Here is a 20624-nt window from a genome sequence, read left to right on the forward strand (position 1 = left end):
GTTAGATAGATATGTGATAAAAATTTAACTAACATCATATGAATCGGCGATGATAGGATTTAGTAGTATTCCGTTTTTTGATTTCAGAGAGCTGGTGGTCGGTGCGAACCAGTACAGAGCGAAGTATGAATTACCCCCTTGAGCTTCTTTTACGAAACAATCGGAGTAGTAAAAGACGGTTATAGACCGTTATTTCTGCAAAGTGGTGAAATGAAACTGTTTCACAATTTAGGGTGGTACCGCGATTTTTTCGTCCCTGCATTTATTGCAGGGGCGTTTTTATTTTATTTGGTTACATGTGCGTTCCTCTATTTTGTGCTACTTTCATTTTACAAGCTAGGGTGGTACCGCGAGCTATTCGTCCCTGCATTTATTGCAGGGGCGTTTTTTTATGGTGTTAAACAATTACCGGTAATTTGTCAAAAAATTCTAAATTTTAGAAGGAAATACACAATATTGGCGAATTTTATATAAAAAGGAAACTTTTACACAGGGGGATTTAACAATGACTACAAAAATCGAGTCTATTCTTTTAACACTTTTGATCTTTTTCTGTATTGGCTTTAGTGTAATTGAATTACAAGCATCACCGCACATTCCTATTTTATTTGGTATTATCGTATTACTTGCTTTTGGATTCATAAAAAAAATATCTTGGTCTGATATGGAAACTGGAATGACAAACAGCATTTCAGCTGGTATTCCATCCATTTTCATTTTTTTACTCGTTGGTGTATTAATTAGTGTTTGGATTGCAGCTGGGACAATTCCAACTTTAATGGTATACGGCTTCCAGCTTGTATCTCCAAAATTTTTCGTACCTACAGTCTTTGTTGTTTGTGCAATTGTTGGAACAAGTATTGGTAGTGCCTTTACAACAGCAGCAACAGTAGGACTTGCCTTTATGGGAATGGGTAGTGCTCTTGGCTACGACCCAGCTCTTGTTGCTGGTGCAATTGTTTCCGGCGCTTTCTTCGGAGATAAAATGTCTCCTCTATCTGATACAACAAACTTAGCACCTGCTGTAACAGGAGTGGATTTATTTGAACATATTCGTAATATGCTTTGGACAACAATTCCCGCTTTCATTATCGCTTTTATCGCTTTTTTCATTCTAGGAAGCGGTGCTTCTGGGAATGTTGAATTCTCTTCCTTTACAAAAACATTAGAAGAGAATACGATTGTTTCGATTTTCACACTCATTCCTATTCTATTACTGTTCGTACTTGCTTTTAAAAGAGTACCAGCTGTTCCAACTTTACTTGCCGGAATTGTAGCTGGAATTATCATCTTATTTATTTTCAAACCGAGTACATCTCTTGCTGAGTTAATGAAAGTGATGCAAGATGGATATGTATCTCAGACAGGTATAAAAGATATTGATAGTTTATTAACACGCGGTGGTTTACAAAGTATGATGATGTCAATTGCACTTATTTTTCTAGCTCTTTGTATGGGTGGATTATTACAAGGAATGGGCATTATCGCACAGCTTATGAACATCATTGCTAATTTTGTTAAAACGAGTGCACGTTTAATTATTTCTACTGCAGCAACAGCAATTGGTGTTAACTTCTTACTTGGTGAGCAATACTTATCCATTGTATTAACAGGGCAAGCATTTGCGAACAAATACGATGAAGTCGGACTAAAACGTCGCAATTTATCACGCGTGTTAGAAGATGCTGGTACAGTAATTAATCCGCTTGTACCATGGGGTGTAAGTGGTGTCTTTTTAGCAAGTGTACTAAACGTTCCAACAATTGAGTATGTCCCATACGCAATCTTCTGCCTGGCTTGTCCAGTTGTGACAATCATTGTTGGATTTACAGGCTTTGGCCTTTCATGGAAGAAAGAAAAATCAGTATCAATGTCTTAATATATATATATAGAAAAAGGATGATTGCCTAATCTTGCTGGCAATCATCCTTTTTTTGTTCTAAACTTATGCAAGTTTTACTTTATTGATTTGATTTTTTTCTTCTAAAGAGTACGAAAATACCTGCACTGATAAATGCAAGACCTGCTCCTATTGTAGAGAAAATATTTGCTCCTGTTTTCGGAAGGTCTCGTTCTACTGTATTTGTTTCCTTTTCCTGAACAACTTGTGCTGGTTTTGTTGTATCTTTATTTTCATCTTGTTTTTGTTCATTTCCATTATCAGAAGTTGTTGGTTTTTCTTCATTGTTTCCGGTATCAGTCGGTGGTGTTGGCTTATCCCCGTCGTTTCCTTCACCAGTCGGTGGTGTTGGTTTATTTTCACCATTCGGTTCATTTTTTTTCGTTAAGTCAATTGCATATTTAGCAAACTCATTTTCTGATGGACCAACATAAGAAATGTTTCCTTCTTTTGTAATATATTTTTGTGCATTCGGTGAAGAGTCGAATGTAACATTTAATTTTTCAGCAGTAATCGGCTTAAATGCCCAATTTTGATCTGCTGTCGGATTCATAACTGGTGTTTGTTCCATATATTTCACAATGATTTGGCGCGTTTCATCCTGAGATTGATAAACAACTTCTCCCTTACTCACACCAGGGAATGATTGACTGCTACCTCGGTAATTATTTGTCGCGACAATAAATTCTTGATCGTCCGTTAACGGCTTCCCGTCATATGTTTCATTTACAATACGCTTCGCATTTTGGTTCACTACTTTTCCGTCTCTATCATACTTTGCTGGTTGCGTCACATCAATTTCGTATTTCACACCATCTAAAACATCAAAATTATATGTAGGATAGCCTAAATTCACTAACGGTTGTTCTTCTGCTTTCTTTGGATCAATTTGATTGAACTGACCTGCAGACATTTCCAGCCACTCTTTTACTTGTGCGCCATTTACTTTTACCGCATATAATGTGTTCGGATATACATATAAATCGGCAACGTTTTTAATTGCCAGTGTTCCTGCTGGAATATCTGTGTAATATGTTGCTCCGTTTCTACCACCAGCCTTAAATGGTGCGCCAGCTGATAATACTGGTATATCTTTATATTTTGCATATTGTGGATTTGCAAACACCTTTTCTACATACCACTTTTGAGCATTCGTAACGAGTTGAATCGATGGATCATCTTGTACAAGTGAAAAATAACTATTAATCGGCGCTGTTGTCTTACCAACTGGTGTATTCACATATTTAATCGTTGCTTCGTGATCATCTTTCACTGCATCAACTAATTTTTGATCAGACTGTACAAGCGCATTTCCTTTAGCATCTGCAATCGGACGGACAGTTGGAACAGATTTTTCTTTTTGGACTTCCCATTTTCCATTTACTTGTTTCAGCTGCATATCAATTACACCTAGATTGCTTCCGAATGCACCTGGCATAACAACTGGAACGCCATTAAATGTATCGGTTACAACCGTATGTGAATGCCCTGTTAATACTGCATCAATACCAGGAATTTCAGTTAAATGAAACGATGCATTTTCCATTCCAACATTATATCCGTTTGTATCAATACCTGAATGAGCCAATGCAACGATAATATCCGCACCTTCAGCTTTCATTTTCGGTATCATTTTCTTCGCACTTTGCACAATATCTTTTGCTTTTACTTTTCCTTCTAAGTTCGCTTTATCCCAACTCATAATTTGCGGTGGTACAAAGCCCATTACACCGACTTTCACTTTATGTTTCTGACCAGCTTCATCTTCTACTTCTTTTTCAAATACATGGTATGGTTTAAAATAGTTTTGATCGTTTTCTTCATTGTTATCATGATCATCTTTATATACGTTTGAGTTAATAACAGGAAATTCCGTTTTACCAATCGCTTTATTTAAGTAATCTAAGCCATAGTTAAATTCATGATTCCCAAGAGAAATGACGTCATACTTCATTATATTCATTAAACGATATAGTGGATGCACATAATTGCCATTCAGCCCTTTTTGTGCTACGTAATCCCCAAGCGGCGTTCCTTGCAATGCATCCCCATCGTCAAATAGTACCGAGTTTTTCGCTTCTTTACGCGCTTCATTTACAAGAGTCGCAGTTTGGACTAAACCGACTTTATTATCCGTTTTCGTTTGATAATAGTCATAATTCATTAAGTTCACATGAATATCAGACGTTTCTAATATACGTAGTTTTACAGTACTTGCCTCTGCTTGTCCCTCTCCTTCTGCATGGGCAATCGTCGGCAATACTTGCGGTGCCATAACACCTAACGCAAGTGTTGCTCCTGCAAACACTTTCTTTGATTTCTTCACAAAAAATCCCCCTTATAAAGTGAAACCTTTATTCCCCTCTAATGAGCAGCTCTCTCAAGCAATATTCTCTTTTTCCGTCCCATTAAATTGGTATATCTTCACTTATCTGACATTATCATACCGAACAGGGTTTCATATCGTCAATAAATTTTGACACACTTCTACAAATTTTCCGTAAATTTTTTATAGAATTTTCATAAAGATATAATATAACCTTCCATTGCTTATATGGCTGAATATGATAAAATAACCAATTACAAGGAGGATAAACTTATGAAAAAAGTCATCTTAACTATACTTTGTCTCCTCCTTCTAATCATTTCTTATTCGTATTTCGAAAAGAACGATGAGACAAATAAGCAAAAAGAAAAACCTGCAACATCAGCTCCTCGCTGGATTGATAAGCAAACAAACAATTCCTTTTATCATCTTGTATTAGGTGATTCTCTTGCAAAAGGCTATGGATCTACGCAAGGAGGATATGTACAAATTGCTTCTAATCAAATAGGAGAACAGCTTCATAAGCCAATTACAGTGGAAAACCTCGGTGTGAATGGTTTAACAACGGATCGTCTTGTTCAAATGATTCATTCAGAGGAAGTGCAGCAAAAAATTAAAAACTCGAATTTGATTACAATTAGTATTGGCGGAAATAATGTATTACGTTTAAATCGAAATGTCGGTGTCATTGACGGCATTAAAATGCTAAACACAGAAAAAGGACACTTTGAAAAAGATTTAAAAGAAATTGTAAATACAATTCGCTCTATTAATCCAAACGCTTTACTTGTTTTATCAGAGCTTTATAATCCTTTAAAACTCGATGATTCAATTGCTTCTTATGCAGATATGTTTTTAGATGGTTGGAATGATTCCGTTTATTCTATTTCCAAAGCCAATCCTCCATCTATCGTCTTACCTGTTCGGAAATTATTACCTAATGATAAAAAAGAATTACTGTACGATCAGGTACATCCAAATGACAAAGGTTATGAAATTATTGCCAATACGTTTACTAAACAAGTATTATCCTATAAATATTAATAAAATAACGAACAATTCTATTTTTACACATTCTCATTTTTTGATACAATGAGAATGGAAGGGGGCCTTTATATGGCATCACGTGAGTGGGAACGTATTGTTGATCATCTTCTTTCGTTAGTGCCTCTTTTTTATCGCAAGTTTATGCTTCCTGGAGAATTTCCTTCTCAAAGGCACATGCCACCGTCACATACACAGGTGCTACTGTTATTGCATGACCGTGGCACATTAGCAGTGTCAGAAATCGGAAAGCGATTAGCGATTTCACGGCCCAACATGACACCTCTCTTAAATAAACTTATTCAAGAGGAACTTATAGAGCGTCATTATAGCGAAAAAGATCGACGGGTCATTTTAATTTCTCTTACAACTGAAGGGAAATCATTAGTAAGTCAATATCAGCAATTCATTTTAGACAAACTGAAAGAAAATTTCCAAACATTATCTGAAAGTGACCGAGAACAATTGATTCATTCGCTTCAAACGATTCAAAATTTAATATTAAAAACAAACGTGTAAAGCTGCTTCTTTTGGAAGCAGCTTTATGATTCATAATAGTTTCCATAATATACATTTGAATACGGCCATGTTGTTAAGTAAGGCTTTCGTTCCTGAGAAGATGGAACTGGTTGAACTGGCTGAACTGGTTCAAACTGTTGTCTTGTGTACGGAACAGGGTAATAGGTCATATACGGATATACCCGAGGTACATAATAAAAAAACATTCATTTTCCCCCTTTTTTTAAGCATATTCAAGGTCGAAAATGAATGTGACATTCTTTATATTTGTACAAGCGGTTCTCTAACACGCTTTTTTCTCTTTGTTAACCGCAACTTACGATTTTTTTCATATAAATAATACACGACAAAATAGGAAATAACCCCAAATACCACACCAAAAATCGTCATTCCAATTAATACATATACTTCACTCTGCAGTAAGCTCTTTAACATCATGAATATATTACTGGAGAAAAGATCAGCTATCGTATATGGTTTATGATGAATTACCTTTACTTCAAAGGGATACAGGATTTTTCCAAGTGCATATGCAAATGGAAAAAGAAATACTGGAAGAAATGTCACTTTCCCGATAATATTTCCAATAACCGCAGCCGGAAACGACCCTTTTGCTATACGTACAATTGGGTAAAAAATAAGATAGACAAGCGACGCTGTATAAATCACAAGCATTTCCAAACCAAACCCAATAGCAAAACCCCTAGACACTGATTTAGCCCCTTCTGATGAACGCAGCAATTTATAATAGTTCAGCTTTACTGCTCGCCATATACGTTGAAAAAAAGAATATGTTTTTTTACTTGTTTGCACGATTATCATCTCTTTAATAAGAATTTTCCTACATTATAAAGGATATAAATAATAATCGCCAAATATACATCAGACATTTCGTCATAAAAACCTCCCCACATTAGGAAGGTTTTTTCACATTTTGCAATAAACTTACTAATAATGCTTTTTGTGCATGCAATCGATTACCAGCTTGCTCAAAGACAACAGACCCCGGACCATCTATAATAGTCCCTGTCACTTCTTCTTCACGATGAGCCGGTAAGCAATGTAAGAAACGATATGTTTTCTTTGCATGCTGAACGAGCTGCTCATTCACTTGAAACGGCTGAAATAACGTATATTTTTCCTCATTATTTTCTTGCCCCATACTCATCCAAACATCCGTATAGATAAAGTCAGCATCTTTCACTGCCTGCTCTGGATTATTCATGATTTCAATCGTTGCTCCTGTCTCACTCGCAATTGCTAATGCACGTTTCATAATACATTCACTCGGCTCATACCCAAGTGGAGTCGCTACTGTCATATGCATACCGACTTTTGCACTCGCTAACAATAACGAATGGCAAACATTATTTCCATCACCTACGTAAGCAAGCTTGATTCCTTTAAACGTATGAACTTCTTCATAAATTGTCATCAAATCGGCCAATGCTTGACATGGATGATGATCATCTGTTAACCCATTAATAACTGGAATACTTGCCTCTTTTGCTAGCTCTTCTACATCGGCGTGTGAGAATGTACGGATCATAATTCCGTCAATATAGTGAGACAGTACTTTTGCCGTATCTGAAACACTTTCTCCTCTTCCAAGCTGCATTTCTTTTCCACTTAAAAACATTCCATGGCCACCGAGTTGCACCATCCCCGCTTCAAAAGAAACACGCGTACGAGTTGAATGTTTATCAAAAATCATCCCTAATATTTTCCCTTCTAATAAAAGTGAATGTTTTTCCTTTTTTAAATGAATTGCAAATTCAATTAACGCTACCATTTCTTCTTGCGTCAGTTCTTCTAATGTTAAAAGATCCTTTGTTTGTAATTTCGGTACTTGTACAGTTGACATAGTATTTCCCCCTTACGATATCGGTAATTTTTGTGTACGAGCTACTCGCTTCATTATATGTACTGCTTCATCCATTTCTTCATTCGTTACAATCAGTGGCGGTAAAATTCGAAGAACATTTGCTCCTGCTTGCAAGACAAGAAGTCCCTCTTTCTCTAATTGTTCTATAATCGGTGTAACGTCACACGTACAAACAATTCCAATCATAAGCCCTTTTCCTCGAACTTCTGTGATCCACTCTATATCCTGTAATTCCATTTTTATTTTTTGTAATAAATATTTCCCCTTCTCTTTTACCTCTTGTAAAAAAGAAGGTTTTTTTATAATTTGTAATACTTCTTTTGCAGCTGCCATCGCAATAAAATTTCCGCCAAACGTAGAACCGTGCGTACCTGTTGTAAAAGCGGTCACCAGTCCTTTTCCTCCAAGCATCGCTCCAACCGGGATACCATTTCCAAGTGCTTTTGCCGTCGTAACAATATCCGGAGATGTTCCCGTCTGTTCATAAGCAAACAGCGTTCCTGTTCTCCCCATTCCTGTTTGCACCTCATCAACAATATAAAGGGCGCCATATTGCTTACATAACTGCTCAATTTCTTGCAAAAAGGCAAGCTCCGCAGGTAAAACCCCGCCCTCTCCTTGCACAATTTCAACCATAATTGCCGCCACTTCTTCATTCATTACCTCTCGCAGCGCTTCTATATCATTAAATGGTACGTGTAAAAAAGATGGGAGAAGTGGCCCAAATCCTTCTTGAATTTTCGTTTGTCCAGTCGCACTCATCGTTCCAAATGTTCTCCCATGAAACGATTGTTGGCATGTTAAAACAAGAGACTTCCCTGTATACTTACGTGCTAACTTAAGTGCCGCTTCATTTGCCTCTGCACCGCTATTACAAAAGAACACATAATCTAACTCGCGCTCTTCTGTTAATAATCTAGCCACTTCCTCTTGGACTGTATGTGGAAACAGGTTTGATATATGCCATATCTCCTGCAATTGTTTTGTAGTCGCTTCTACGACCTTAGGATGACAATGTCCTAAATTACATACAGCAATGCCAGAAGTAAAATCTAAATATTGCTTTCCACCTCCATCCATAACTTTTGTTCCATTACCTTTCACAATCTCGATGCCACGTCTACCATATGTCGGAAATATATGACTCGTCATACTATATTCACCCCTTTTATTACTGTCGTTCCTCGCCACTCTCCCATTTCCTCTATAAAATGCTTTGTTCCATTTACAATACTGACATGATGGACTCCCATCTGTAATGATGTAAGAGCTGCCTGCACTTTCGGAATCATTCCGCCTGTAATTACACCTTGTTCAATAAGGTGTAGAAGCTCTGATTCATCAGCTTGCTTTACCAGTTTTCCTTCACACAGCACACCATCTACATCTGTAATAAAAAGTAGTTCTTTTGCTCCCATCGCAGCAGCAATTCCCGCTGCAGCAGTATCTGCATTTACGTTATATAATTTACCATCACTCAGTCCAATCGGCGCGATAAGAGGAATATAATTGCGTTCTAGTAATGTTTTTAATAGTGAAGTCCCAACACATCTAACTTCCCCAACATACCCAAATTTTGGTCCAAGTGGTGTAACTTGAAGTAACTGCCCATCACACCCAGAGATGCCGACTGCATCCAAGTGATGTTTTTGAAAGTTCAGCACCAATTTTTTATTTATACTGCCGCATAATACCATTTGAACGACTTCCATTACTTCTTTCGTCGTCACACGTAAGCCATTCTTCTTTTCAATTGGAATATTGAATCGCTTCAGCGTCGCATCAATCTCAGGCCCGCCACCATGAACAACAATGACATGATACTTTTTCACCAGTTGCTCTATGCACCCGAAAAACACACTATCTAAACGATCTAACATACTACCGCCGCATTTTACTACGATACACTCTTTCATCTCTTCTCTCCTTACGTGCGATAACAAGCATTAATTTTCACATATTCATAGCTTAGATCGCAGCCCCAAGCTCTTCCCTTTTCTTCACCAAGGTGCAAATGTACATCAATGACGATTTCAGATTGCTTTAACTTTTGTTTCATCTCTTCTTCAGAAAACAATTGTGGCTCACTGCTTCGTAACACCCGGATGGATTGAATCATAATATCGACAGCATTTGGTTCAATCACCACACCACTTTGACCAATTGCACTAATAATCCGACCCCAATTTGCATCTTCACCATATATGGCTGCTTTTACAAGGCTTGAGCCAACAATTTGTTTCGCAATCATATTTCCTTCTTCTACTGTTCGTGCTCCGTAAACATTCACTTCGACTAATTTTGTAGCCCCTTCGCCATCCTTCGCAATTTGCTTTGCCAGATCCTCACAAACTTTTTGCAGTGCTGTCGTAAACTTTTCCCACTCCGGGTGATTTGTATTTATAGAATTTGTTCCCGACAATCCACTCGCCATCACAATGACCATATCGTTTGTAGACGTATCTCCATCCACTGTAATTTGGTTAAATGTATGATTTGTAATTTGCGATAATGCTTGCTGCAGTGCATCATGTTCTATATTTGCGTCTGTTGTAATAAAACTAAGCATCGTAGCCATATTAGGGTGAATCATGCCCGATCCTTTTGCCGCTCCAGCAATCGTAACTTCTTTTCCTTCAATCGTAAGCTGATAACAAGATTGTTTTGTAACAAGATCCGTTGTTAAAATTGCTTCATAAAATGTAGCTGCTTTCTCTTGTTCTTTCGTTGGTACGAGAGATGGAATACTAGTGCGAATTGTTTCCATCGGCAAAGGCACTCCAATTACACCTGTTGAAGCAATCGCTACATACTTCTCTGGGACATGGAACTGTTTTGCCGCTAACGCTCGCATTTCATATGCATCATGCAATCCTTGTACACCTGTGCAGGCATTGGCGTTGGCACTATTTACAACGATCGCCTGCAGCTTCCCTTCTATCCCAATGCTCTCTTTTGTAACTTGCAAAGGAGCCGCTTGAAATTGATTTGTTGTATAAACAGCTCCGCAGCTAGCAGGGACTTCACAAACAATGGCTCCGATATCCTTTTTCTCTTTTCTTAATCCAGCGTGAATGCCAATCGCAGAAAAGCCTTTTGGCGTTACAATTGACCCGCTCTGCACTTTTATAATGAAATCTGTCCCAATCATTCTTCTTCCTCCTTATGGATAGAGCGGCATATACTGTAATCCCGCTGTTTCTTCCAACCCCATTAATAGGTTTGCATTTTGCACAGCCTGCCCAGCAGCACCCTTCATCATATTGTCAATGACAGAAACAATTGTAATGCGCCCTGTTCGTTCATCATAAGCCACTCCAATATCACAATAATTTGATCCTCTCACCTCTTTTGGACTTGGAAATTCTCCCGCTTTACGAATACGAACAAATGGAGTATGACAATAACTCTCTTCATATAACTGATGCAACATTTGAGTATGAACACCTCGCTTTGCTTTTGCATAGAGAGTAACCATAATTCCTCTCGATATTGGAATTAAGTGTGTACTGAATGTAATCGGCATTGTATGTTCATTCCACTGCGTAAGCATTTGTTCAATTTCTGGAATATGTTGATGTTCATTTACCTTATAAATGTGAAGATTGTCATATAACTCTGGAAAATGAGTTATCGTTGCCGGTGTTTTTCCCGCACCTGATACACCTGATTTTGCATCGATAATAAGCGAATCTTCCTCTACTATTCCGTTAAGCATTAATGGCGCAGCTGCTAGTAATGTTGCTGTTGCGTAACATCCTGGATTTGCAACCAGCTCAGCCCCTTTCACTGCATCCTTTTTCCATTCGCTTAATCCATATACAGCTCGCTGAAGTATCTCTTCACCAGCAGCTGGCTTTTTATACCACTTTTCATATGTAGAAGCGTTTAACATTCGAAAATCTCCTGATAAATCAACAACCTTTAGACCAGCCTTTAGTAGACTCGGGGTAATTGCTGTAGAAACCCCTGCAGGGGCCGCCAAAAATACAAGATCTGCTTCCTTTGCTATCACATCCACATTGATTTCTTGTAATGTATGAGCGAGAAAATTTCGCAAATGCGGATATGCATTTGTCATTTGCTCTCCTACTTGTGAAAAAGAGTGAAGGGATGCAATCGAAAAATGCGGATGATGTGTTAATAATCGGATTAATTCAATACCTCCATATCCTGTTGCTCCAATAATCGCCGCTTTCATAAGTTCCTCCTTATATCGATTCTTTAAATGTAAGTATGATTATAATATTGTATATTTATAGAGTCAATTAAATATTTATAAATTTTTAAAACTTTTAAAACGTTATAAAATATATAGTTTTTCTAATAAAATAATAATCACCAATGGATTTTTATGCAAAAATGATGTATAGTAGCATTTTCTCTATACTTCAAGTACAATAAAAACAATACATATACATGTGAGCGAGGAAAAACATGAATGAAAAATTAATCGGGAAAATGATGATAAAAAGTTTTGGGCAATATCAATGTAAGCCTATTTCAGAAAAAGATTACGAAGTATTGATTCAAAGTATCAAAACAATGATTTGTACACACCCTGACATCGATGTATACGAGGCAATTGAGGATATTGTTTATGAATATATTACTGGAACATAAAGTGAAACTTTAATCAGCGGGGGGTATTACTGCCCGTTAATAGAGGATAAAAAATAAGAGCTTTCCATGTGGAAAGCTCTTATTTTTTGCTTAATGATTTACCTGCTATACGTTCAAAAAGGCCTGGGAATAGTGCAAAGAATTTTGGTCCTACCCCCATCCATTTCGGCAAGTTCACTTCTCGTTTTTTCGTTTGCATTGCTTTGACAATTTGTTCCGCTACATACATCGGCTTTAACATGTAACGGCCCATATTTTTTACATATGTACCTGATTGATCTGCAATTTCAAAAAAGTTTGTATCAATCGGGCCTGGATTGATTGCTGTTACATAAATATTTGTATTCGTAAGCTCCATACGTAAACTATTCGTAAATCCTAACACAGCATGCTTTGTTGCTGCATATGCACTTGATTTTGGCGTTGCAATTTTCCCTGCTAGCGAAGCAATATTAATAATTTGTCCGCTATTTTTTTCAACCATGTGAGGTAACACCGCTTTTGTACAAGCGACTAAGCCAAAAACATTGACATGAAACATATCTTTCACTTCAGCCATAGATGCTTCCTCAAATGTTTTGAAAATACCAAATCCTGCATTATTTACCAATATATCAATCTGTCCAACATCCTGTAACACTTGTGCAAAAACAGTTTCTACTTCTGTTTCTTGACTTACATCTATCACATAATAATAACAAGACGTATTGTATGTCGTTTTAATCTTTTGCGCTAGCGCTCGTAATTTCTCTTCGGTACGAGCCATTAATACAGGAATCGCTCCTTGCGCTGCGACTTGCATTGCAACTTGTTCTCCAATTCCACTAGAAGCCCCTGTAATAACGATTACTTTTTCTTGTAAACGTGCTGCCATTGCTGCCACCTACTTTGCATAATAAATCAACTGCGGCGATGATTCATCAATCATCACTTGTTGATTATATGCTAAATAGTCCAATTGTCCAACTGTTTCAGAAATCGTAAGCGGCAACTGCTTTTTATATAATACAGGAAATAATTTTACACATACCTCAAATGCGGTCATTGGCTTTTCTTTTAATAAATCCAACACTTTAAATGCTCGCGTTTCCTGCTTCTGTAACCTTTCATTTACAAGAATTTTCACATCCACAATGTCATCTCCATGACCTGATAAAATGCGTGAAATATTCATCATACCTAAACGCTTTAATGTTTCATTGTACTGTAGTAACGGGTGTGCACGCTCCGTTTGTCCTTCATACGGTGGCTCTAATATTGGATTAGAAGAAATATGACTGATTAATGCATCACCACCAATTAACAAACCATCACGCTCCCGATATAACGAAATATGAGTGGAAGCATGCCCAGGTGTTTCAATAACCGCGAATTCTGGTAATGAGTCGATGATGCCACCTTCTCGTACAGTATGTGTAAGTGAACGATTGCAACTATACTTAAGTGTTCCCGTCAGTGATGCTCCATCTTGTAAGAAAGCCTCTGGAACACCAAACTGCAATGCTGTATCTTTAAAAAATCGATGATAGCGTTTTAAAAATTGTGGATTTTGCGTAATCCACGGCTCATTCCACGGGTGTCCAACAATGTTTGTTTTCTCAGGAAATACATTCAACAGTCCACAATGATCAGCATGGTGATGTGTAATCACAACTGTTTCAATATCTTCAATCATGTATCCTAAAGCTTTTAATTGGGTTTTTAAAGCAATTCGTGACTCTTCTGTCTTTGTCCCTGTATCAATTAATGTTAATGAATCTCCCTCTACTAAAAACACATTGACTGTCTCAACTGCAAATGGAACAGGAATCTCCATTCGATGAATTGCCGCCATGTTCATGCCCCCTCTATCTCTCCGTATCAAAAAATGAATCTTCCTTCAGTTTACAACTTCCATAAAAATTTGTCATTATTTTCAGACAAAAAGAAGGTGTTTTCTATAAAAAAGCGAATGTATGTAAATTTATAAGTTTCTCTCATATACATAATCTCAGTAAAGTGAAACTTTGATCAGTGGGGTTTTCTTCATCCCCATTGATCATTAGTCCCCACCAATTGAGCTTTTACGGGCAGTTTATCCCCCACCTAACTTCTTTGCTTTCTGCCAAACTTTGAGGTAGCGGATTACTGCCCATTCATGCGGGATAAAAAATAAAGGAGGGTCACCATGTCCATTCAAAATATTTCCTTTCTAGGTGCTGGTTCGATTGCTGAAGCAATCATTGCTGGCTTATTGGATGCTAACGTCGTAAAAGGTGAACAAATTACAGTTAGCAACCGTTCCAATGAAACAAGATTACAAGAGTTACATACTCAGTATGGTGTAAAAGGAACACATAATAAGCAAGAGCTGCTTGCCCATGCAGATATTATCTTCCTTGCGATGAAACCAAAGGACGTTGCTGAAGCAATTGTACCTCTCCGGGAATACATAACAAGCGATCAACTCATCATTTCCTTGTTAGCGGGTATCTCTACTGCATCCATTACGAATCTGCTACAAAAAAACGTTCCGATTATACGTGCGATGCCAAATACATCTGCAGCTATTTTAAAATCAGCTACAGCAATTTCTTCATCGGTACACGCAACAGAACAGCATATTCATATTGCAAAATCTCTATTTGAGACAATTGGTCTTGTTTCGGTTGTAGAAGAAGAACATATGCATGCTGTCACTGCACTATCAGGAAGTGGCCCTGCTTATGTATACTATGTCGTTGAAGCGATGGAAGAAGCAGCAAAACAAATTGGTTTAGAAGAATCTGTGGCCAAAGCACTTATTTTACAAACAATGATTGGTGCTGCAGAAATGTTAAAAGTTAATTCGAAACATCCTTCTATTTTACGAAAAGAAATCACATCGCCAGGTGGTACAACTGAGGCTGGCATTGAAGTCTTGCAAAGTTTAGAATTCCAAAAAGCCCTTGTATCATGTATAAAGGAAGCAACCAAACGATCTTACGAACTCGGTGAAGCGCTAGAACAATTCGTAAATAGATATTAAAAAACCTTGCTCAAATGAGCAAGGTTCACTTAGTTATTTTGCTTACCAAAAATTTCTTCCTGTAGACGGCGACCTGTCGGTGTTGCAGCAAGTCCACCCTCAGCTGTCTCGCGCAATGCAACCGGCATTGTTTGCCCGATACGGTACATCGCTTCAATTACTTCATCACAAGGAATCATACTTGTTACACCAGCTAGTGATAAATCTGCCGCAATCATAGCATTCGATGCTCCTGCCGCATTCCGTTTTACGCAAGGAACTTCTACAAGACCTGCAACAGGATCACATACTAAGCCAAGCATATTTTTCAAGGCTATACTCATAGCAGTTGCTGCTTGCTCTGGCGTTCCTCCTGCCATTTCCACAGCTGCTGCAGCTGCCATACCACTTGCTGAGCCAACCTCAGCTTGACAGCCTCCAGCTGCACCGGAAATACAAGCATTATTGGCAACAACCATACCAAATGCGCCTGCAGTAAATAAAAACTCAATCATTTCTGCACGCGTTGGCTGTAATTTTCCCTTCAAAGCAAAGAGTACACCTGGCACAGTTCCGGCCGATCCAGCTGTTGGTGTTGCACAAATAATTCCCATTGCTGCATTTACTTCATTTGTCGCAACAGCCTTACTCACTGCATCCAAAATCGTGTGTCCAGATAACCCTTTTCCACTCTTCATATACGCTTGTACTTTTACCGCATCACCGCCAGTTAAGCCCGTTGGAGATTTCACACCTTGAATACCACGTTCAACCGCTTGTTCCATTACAACTAAGTTTCTCTCCATGCCTGCAAGCACTTCTTCACGAGAAAGACTTCTTGTATCCATTTCACATTGAATCATAATTTCTGCAATTTTTACATTCTTTTCGTTAGCTTGTGCCACTAGTTCCGCTGCGTTCCGAAACATGATGTGTCCCCCCTGCAATTAATCCATAATGGTAACTTGACAAATATTTGATTGCCCTTTAATTTCCTCAATAACTTCATCTGCCAATAATTCATCTGTTTCAATGATCATAAGCGCTCTTCTTCCTTTTTCCTTACGCGATACACTCATTGTACTAATATTAATTTCGTGTTTCGCAAGTATAGAAGCTACAGATGCAATTGCTCCAAAGCGATCATTATTGACGATAAGAAGTGCCGGACTTGTTCCAGATAGTTGTAAATCAAAACCATTTAATTCCACGACTTCAATCTTGCCACCACCGATTGAACAAGCGACAACCTCGATTTCCTCTTCTCCTTTATACAAACGAATTCTCGCTGTATTTGGATGAGGTGCATTTGCTTCTTCCTCGATAAAATCCACTTCAATCCCGCGTTCTTTTGCAATTTCTAGTGCACTTGGAATACGTGTATCATCTGTTTCAAATCCTAATATCCCCCCAACAAGCGCCACATCTGTACCATGACCACGATATGTTTTCGCAAATGAACCGTATAACGAGATTGTAATTCTTTCCGGTTCATGACGGAAAAGTTGGCGAGTAATCTGCCCCATTCTCGCTGCCCCTGCTGTATGTGAACTAGACGGACCAATCATAACTGGACCGATAATATCGAATACTGAACGATATTTCATCATGATTCCCCCTACATTTTCATGCTATAAAATGAAATTTCTCCTACTGAGGGCAGCTGTTTCCTCTCCCCTGTGTGCAGGATAAAATTAATTTACTACTATTCTATTAAGCTGCCGATTCTGTTGCTTTCCCACTCGCACCGCGAATTTGTGCCGCTGTTCGAATTGGATAATTTTTAAATAGAAGCGAACCGATATATCCTGAAACAATACCAGACACCATAATACATAAGAAACACAATGTCACTTTCATCGGGTCATTAAAACCATACATAACCATAAGTCCCGCGATTGGTGTCGCTGTTCCTGTTGCATTATTAATAAGATCAAACATTGAAATAATAACGCCTGCTGTTGCGCCGCCAATAAAGTTTGTAACATACACAGGAATTGGATTTGCTGAAATTAAATCTGCCTGCGTTAATGGCTCAATTGCAACGGCAATTGTCGTACGCTTATCACCAAACTTCATTCGTTTAAAGAATACATAGTTCATAAAGGATGAACTCGTCACTGACAACGCTCCAATTGCCATCGGTAAACCTGTTAAACCAAGAAGTGCTGTTAACGCCATAGAGCTTAACGGTGCTGTCGCAACAACCGTGATGATACCACCTAAAATAATCCCCATTACAATTGGGTTTGTATCAGCTGCAGAGGTAATGACACCACCAATTTGCTTCAATGTCGCTGTTACGACTGGATCCATACCTTGTGCAATCAACCTTGTTAATGGTGCTGCAATTACGATACATGCGATTAAATCTAATCCTTCTGGTACACGCTTTTCAATTTGCTTTACTAAAAACGAAATAAGATAACCAGCAATAAATCCTGGTAGCAATCCAAATTTTAACACAGAAGCCCCTACAAGCATAGCATAAACTGGTGATACACCCATTGCTAATGCTACAAGAGTTGCCCCAGCAACTCCGCCTAAGCTACCCGCGGATTCCCCGACTTCTTTTAAAAACGGTATACCGATTAAATCCCCACCAACATATAGTTGAAACGCTTCGACTAAGAAACTCGCTACGGCTGCGTTTGCTAATGCTCCCATTGCTTTCATACCATTTGGTGCTTTGAAACTAAAGAGTGAAAAAAGACTTAGTACGAATAATAGTAATAAGGTTCCTTTAATAATTTCCATGATGTCCTCTCTCCTTTTAGTCCATTTCGTTTCGTTACGATAAATGGATAAAAGGCATGCCTGTAACTCACAATGAATTGTAATATGCCCTCATTATAGCTCGTTTTTTATAAAACGCTTACTTTTATTAAATTTTTAAAATTGAAAATTTAAACCCCTTACTCTTCCCTTGTAGTAACAATACAAGTGTTATTTATATAACAGTTTTTTGAAATAAAAAATAGCCTTTATTGTTATCCTATCCAGCCCACTCTTTTCCCACGTCTGTATCAGACTCGTGTAACCATACGATGATAACAGTTTCCTCTGTTCATAAAAATAAAAATTTTTTATCCTAAATAAAACAATGGCAATTGTACATTGTACTTTGCCATTGTTTTGTAAAAAAGTTTAACGATCTACATGAAAATATTTCAAGTCCAGAGCCATTTCTGTATTCAAAAATAATGCTTGTGCTTCTTGTAAAAGCTCTTTATATGTTTCTCCCTGATAACGCGAACTAATATGTGTTAAAATTAACCTCTTCACATTTGCTTGCAATGCAATACGAGCCGCTTGCTCTGTTGTAGAGTGGAAGTAATTATGTGCTTGCTCTACATCTTCCGCTGCAAACGTGGCTTCATGAACAAGAACATCAGCATCTTGTGCAAGCTGTCTACTTGCTTCACAGTAACGTGTATCACCTAAGATGGTAATGATTCTCCCTTTTTGTGGCGGACCGATAAAATCTTTTCCATGCAATACTCTTCCATCTTCTAACTCAACTGTTTCTCCATCTTTTAAGCGTTTAAAAATTGGTCCCGGCTTCACTCCTGCTTCTAACAACTTATCAACAAGAAGGTGCCCTTGTATATCTTTCTCTACAACACGGTATCCAAAACATTCAATCCCATGTGATAATCGCTTCGTTTCCACATAAAATTGCTTGTCCTCAAATACGAGACCTTCCTCTGTAATTTCAACAATTTCAAGTGGATATTTAACATGTGTTGTACTAACTGACAACGCCACTTCAATAAATTGTTTAATTCCCTTCGGTCCGTACACTGTTAATGGTGTTGTTCCACCTTGAAAGGAACGGCTACCTAGTAAACCAGGCAATCCAAAAATATGATCGCCATGCAAGTGCGTAATAAATATTTTTTCAATGCGGCGCGGACGCACCGATGTATGTAAAATTTGATGTTGCGTTGCTTCACCGCAATCAAATAGCCACGTTTCACCTCGTTCTTCTAACAATTGCAAAGCAATAGATGAAACATTTCTTCCTTTTGAAGGAACGCCAGCACCTGTTCCTAAAAACACAAATTCCACTTTCTTTCCTCCAGCTCTTTATATTATCTATCCTTCATCTTACGGAATGTTATTTCAAATGGCAAATGAATTTTCACAAACCACTCATCTAGACGACTATATAACACGAACATTAGAACAAAAAACTTAACAATCATTCGTGTTTTGTAGTAAAATAATTTTATCATATATAAAGGGAGCTTAAAACTATGAAAGAAGTATTTCGCTTACAAACTGATTTGTCCTCTTCATTTGATCGCTGGGTAAGTTCTTTCGTTTCTGACCATCCAGCACAATTACAATGGACTATTTTAAAAGAACTAATTCAGGAGTATACATCTTTGCATACAAGCCAAACATTACCGGAATATATTTCTTCGTCCATCACATATTATGCACAGCGTATTTCTACACCAAACAATTCAGAGATTATAATTTATGAAAATCCTTCTATTTCATAATGTATTAAAATACTAAACAAAAAAAAGGTATCGACTTTCGATACCTTTTTACGTTCTCATGAATATATCAATCCGTTAACTCTTCTTTTATCCCGCTATTCTGGGGCAGTAATATCCCCACCTCAAAATTCAGCAAAAAGCAAAGAAGTTAGGTGCGGGATAAACTGCTCGTAAAAGCCCGACTGGTGAGGGCTAATAATCAGTAACCCTCCACTGATTAAAGTTTCACTTTATCATTCCTATGCATAATAAATATACAACTGGTCATTTTAAGAACGTAGTATCATAAAGGAGGGTTATCATTGAAAACGTTAAAGATTTTTACGATCGTTTCTTTGGCAATTATTTCACTATTTGGATGTGCAGGAAATCAAAAAAATAAGGCACTGGATAATCGTGGAAAAAACGAAGTGCGAAATGTTAGATATGAAGGCAACAACAATGATCTTCAAAGGGTTAGAAATGATACAGATGGTGTCAATAATAATGAAACACGTCTACACGTAGCAAATAAGGCCGCTGATCGGATTGTTGAATTACCGGAAGTCGAACGGGCAAATGTAATTGTCACAAACAAAAATGCCTATGTTGCAGTCGTTTTGCGCGATGGAGTAAAGGGCGACATCACAAAGCAATTAGAGAACAAAATTGCTGATCAAGTAAGAGCTACAGACCCAGATATTCGCAATGTATTTGTATCATCAAACCCTGATTTTGTAGATCGAATGAGAGACTATACAAGAAAAATTGAAAACGACAAACCAGTAACAGGTTTATTTGAAGAATTTTCGGAAGCCGTTCGAAGAGTATTTCCTAACGCTCGCTAAAAC

At 37.8% G+C, this 20624-nt stretch carries 21 protein-coding genes and 1 other annotated feature; of the genes, 7 read left to right on the forward strand and 14 right to left on the reverse strand.

Features of this window, described 5'->3' with window-relative positions; all coding sequences use genetic code 11:
- Nucleotides 1–40 precede the first annotated feature (40 nt).
- Nucleotides 41–261, forward strand: a binding site (T-box leader).
- Between the two features lie 244 nt (nucleotides 262–505).
- Nucleotides 506–1879: a Na+/H+ antiporter NhaC gene (gene nhaC / locus QUF99_RS21670; RefSeq protein ID WP_289372799.1), complete on the forward strand. Its 1374-nt coding sequence runs from the start codon at nucleotides 506–508 to the stop codon at nucleotides 1877–1879.
- Nucleotides 1880–1961: 82 nt separating this feature from the next.
- Here the strand turns inward: nhaC and cpdB are convergent, their stop codons facing one another.
- Nucleotides 1962–4226, reverse strand: a complete 2265-nt coding sequence (gene cpdB / locus QUF99_RS21675; protein WP_289372800.1) for a bifunctional 2',3'-cyclic-nucleotide 2'-phosphodiesterase/3'-nucleotidase — start codon at nucleotides 4224–4226, stop codon at nucleotides 1962–1964.
- Between the two features lie 273 nt (nucleotides 4227–4499).
- Here cpdB and QUF99_RS21680 point away from each other — a divergent pair, with 273 nt between their 5' ends.
- Both QUF99_RS21680 and QUF99_RS21685 read left to right on the forward strand, forming a co-directional pair.
- Nucleotides 4500–5270, forward strand: a complete 771-nt coding sequence (locus QUF99_RS21680; RefSeq protein ID WP_289372802.1) for a GDSL-type esterase/lipase family protein — start codon at nucleotides 4500–4502, stop codon at nucleotides 5268–5270.
- A 72-nt stretch (nucleotides 5271–5342) separates the two neighbouring features.
- Nucleotides 5343–5789 (forward strand): MarR family winged helix-turn-helix transcriptional regulator, encoded by a 447-nt coding sequence (locus QUF99_RS21685; RefSeq protein WP_289372803.1) that lies wholly within the window; start codon nucleotides 5343–5345, stop codon nucleotides 5787–5789.
- Between the two features lie 23 nt (nucleotides 5790–5812).
- Here QUF99_RS21685 and QUF99_RS21690 read toward each other — a convergent pair whose 3' ends face one another.
- The 7 genes from QUF99_RS21690 to argC all read right to left on the reverse strand — a co-directional run bounded on the left by QUF99_RS21690 (nucleotide 5813) and on the right by argC (nucleotide 11875).
- Complete coding sequence (locus tag QUF99_RS21690; protein ID WP_289372806.1) at nucleotides 5813–5995, reverse strand: hypothetical protein; 183 nt, start codon at nucleotides 5993–5995, stop codon at nucleotides 5813–5815.
- Nucleotides 5996–6050: 55 nt separating this feature from the next.
- The gene (locus tag QUF99_RS21695; protein ID WP_289372807.1) at nucleotides 6051–6602 is read right to left on the reverse strand and encodes a DUF2062 domain-containing protein; all 552 of its coding nucleotides are present in this window, start codon (nucleotides 6600–6602) and stop codon (nucleotides 6051–6053) included.
- A gap of 100 nt (nucleotides 6603–6702) precedes the next feature.
- Nucleotides 6703–7653 (reverse strand): ornithine carbamoyltransferase, encoded by a 951-nt coding sequence (argF, locus tag QUF99_RS21700; protein WP_289372808.1) that lies wholly within the window; start codon nucleotides 7651–7653, stop codon nucleotides 6703–6705.
- Between the two features lie 12 nt (nucleotides 7654–7665).
- Nucleotides 7666–8826 (reverse strand): acetylornithine transaminase, encoded by a 1161-nt coding sequence (locus QUF99_RS21705; protein ID WP_289372810.1) that lies wholly within the window; start codon nucleotides 8824–8826, stop codon nucleotides 7666–7668.
- Complete coding sequence (gene argB / locus QUF99_RS21710; protein ID WP_289372811.1) at nucleotides 8823–9590, reverse strand: acetylglutamate kinase; 768 nt, start codon at nucleotides 9588–9590, stop codon at nucleotides 8823–8825. Before argB ends, QUF99_RS21705 begins: the two co-directional genes overlap by 4 nt.
- 11 nt (nucleotides 9591–9601) lie before the next feature.
- The gene (gene argJ / locus QUF99_RS21715; RefSeq protein ID WP_289372813.1) at nucleotides 9602–10825 is read right to left on the reverse strand and encodes a bifunctional glutamate N-acetyltransferase/amino-acid acetyltransferase ArgJ; all 1224 of its coding nucleotides are present in this window, start codon (nucleotides 10823–10825) and stop codon (nucleotides 9602–9604) included.
- Between the two features lie 12 nt (nucleotides 10826–10837).
- The gene (gene argC / locus QUF99_RS21720) at nucleotides 10838–11875 is read right to left on the reverse strand and encodes an N-acetyl-gamma-glutamyl-phosphate reductase (protein WP_289372815.1); all 1038 of its coding nucleotides are present in this window, start codon (nucleotides 11873–11875) and stop codon (nucleotides 10838–10840) included.
- A gap of 236 nt (nucleotides 11876–12111) precedes the next feature.
- On the opposite strand from argC, the gene QUF99_RS21725 reads away from it, so the two are divergent.
- On the forward strand, nucleotides 12112–12297 hold the full coding sequence (locus QUF99_RS21725) for a YqzH family protein (RefSeq protein WP_289372818.1): 186 nt from the start codon (nucleotides 12112–12114) through the stop codon (nucleotides 12295–12297).
- 79 nt (nucleotides 12298–12376) lie between these two features.
- On the opposite strand, the gene QUF99_RS21730 is transcribed toward QUF99_RS21725, so the two are convergent.
- Nucleotides 12377–13171: an SDR family oxidoreductase gene (locus QUF99_RS21730; protein ID WP_289372819.1), complete on the reverse strand. Its 795-nt coding sequence runs from the start codon at nucleotides 13169–13171 to the stop codon at nucleotides 12377–12379.
- Between the two features lie 9 nt (nucleotides 13172–13180).
- Nucleotides 13181–14131: an MBL fold metallo-hydrolase gene (locus QUF99_RS21735; protein ID WP_289372820.1), complete on the reverse strand. Its 951-nt coding sequence runs from the start codon at nucleotides 14129–14131 to the stop codon at nucleotides 13181–13183.
- Nucleotides 14132–14464: 333 nt separating this feature from the next.
- Between QUF99_RS21735 and proI the strand changes: the two genes are divergently transcribed.
- Nucleotides 14465–15304: a pyrroline-5-carboxylate reductase ProI gene (proI, locus tag QUF99_RS21740; RefSeq protein ID WP_289372821.1), complete on the forward strand. Its 840-nt coding sequence runs from the start codon at nucleotides 14465–14467 to the stop codon at nucleotides 15302–15304.
- 29 nt (nucleotides 15305–15333) lie between these two features.
- Here the strand turns inward: proI and sdaAA are convergent, their stop codons facing one another.
- The 4 genes from sdaAA to rnz all read right to left on the reverse strand — a co-directional run bounded on the left by sdaAA (nucleotide 15334) and on the right by rnz (nucleotide 19354).
- The gene (gene sdaAA, locus QUF99_RS21745) at nucleotides 15334–16212 is read right to left on the reverse strand and encodes an L-serine ammonia-lyase, iron-sulfur-dependent, subunit alpha (RefSeq protein ID WP_286121823.1); all 879 of its coding nucleotides are present in this window, start codon (nucleotides 16210–16212) and stop codon (nucleotides 15334–15336) included.
- A gap of 18 nt (nucleotides 16213–16230) precedes the next feature.
- Nucleotides 16231–16890, reverse strand: a complete 660-nt coding sequence (sdaAB, locus tag QUF99_RS21750) for an L-serine ammonia-lyase, iron-sulfur-dependent subunit beta (RefSeq protein ID WP_289372822.1) — start codon at nucleotides 16888–16890, stop codon at nucleotides 16231–16233.
- A 106-nt stretch (nucleotides 16891–16996) separates the two neighbouring features.
- A complete protein-coding gene (locus QUF99_RS21755; RefSeq protein ID WP_289372824.1) occupies nucleotides 16997–18040 on the reverse strand; it encodes a PTS sugar transporter subunit IIC in 1044 nt (347 codons plus the stop codon).
- Between the two features lie 390 nt (nucleotides 18041–18430).
- Nucleotides 18431–19354, reverse strand: a complete 924-nt coding sequence (gene rnz, locus QUF99_RS21760; protein WP_289372825.1) for a ribonuclease Z — start codon at nucleotides 19352–19354, stop codon at nucleotides 18431–18433.
- 188 nt (nucleotides 19355–19542) lie between these two features.
- On the opposite strand from rnz, the gene QUF99_RS21765 reads away from it, so the two are divergent.
- Nucleotides 19543–19794, forward strand: a complete 252-nt coding sequence (locus QUF99_RS21765) for a DUF3932 family protein (RefSeq protein WP_289372826.1) — start codon at nucleotides 19543–19545, stop codon at nucleotides 19792–19794.
- A gap of 302 nt (nucleotides 19795–20096) precedes the next feature.
- A complete protein-coding gene (locus QUF99_RS21770; protein WP_289372828.1) occupies nucleotides 20097–20621 on the forward strand; it encodes a YhcN/YlaJ family sporulation lipoprotein in 525 nt (174 codons plus the stop codon).
- Nucleotides 20622–20624 lie beyond the last annotated feature (3 nt).

Source organism: Bacillus sp. DX4.1 (assembly GCF_030348195.1).
GTDB lineage: Bacteria > Bacillota > Bacilli > Bacillales > Bacillaceae_G > Bacillus_A.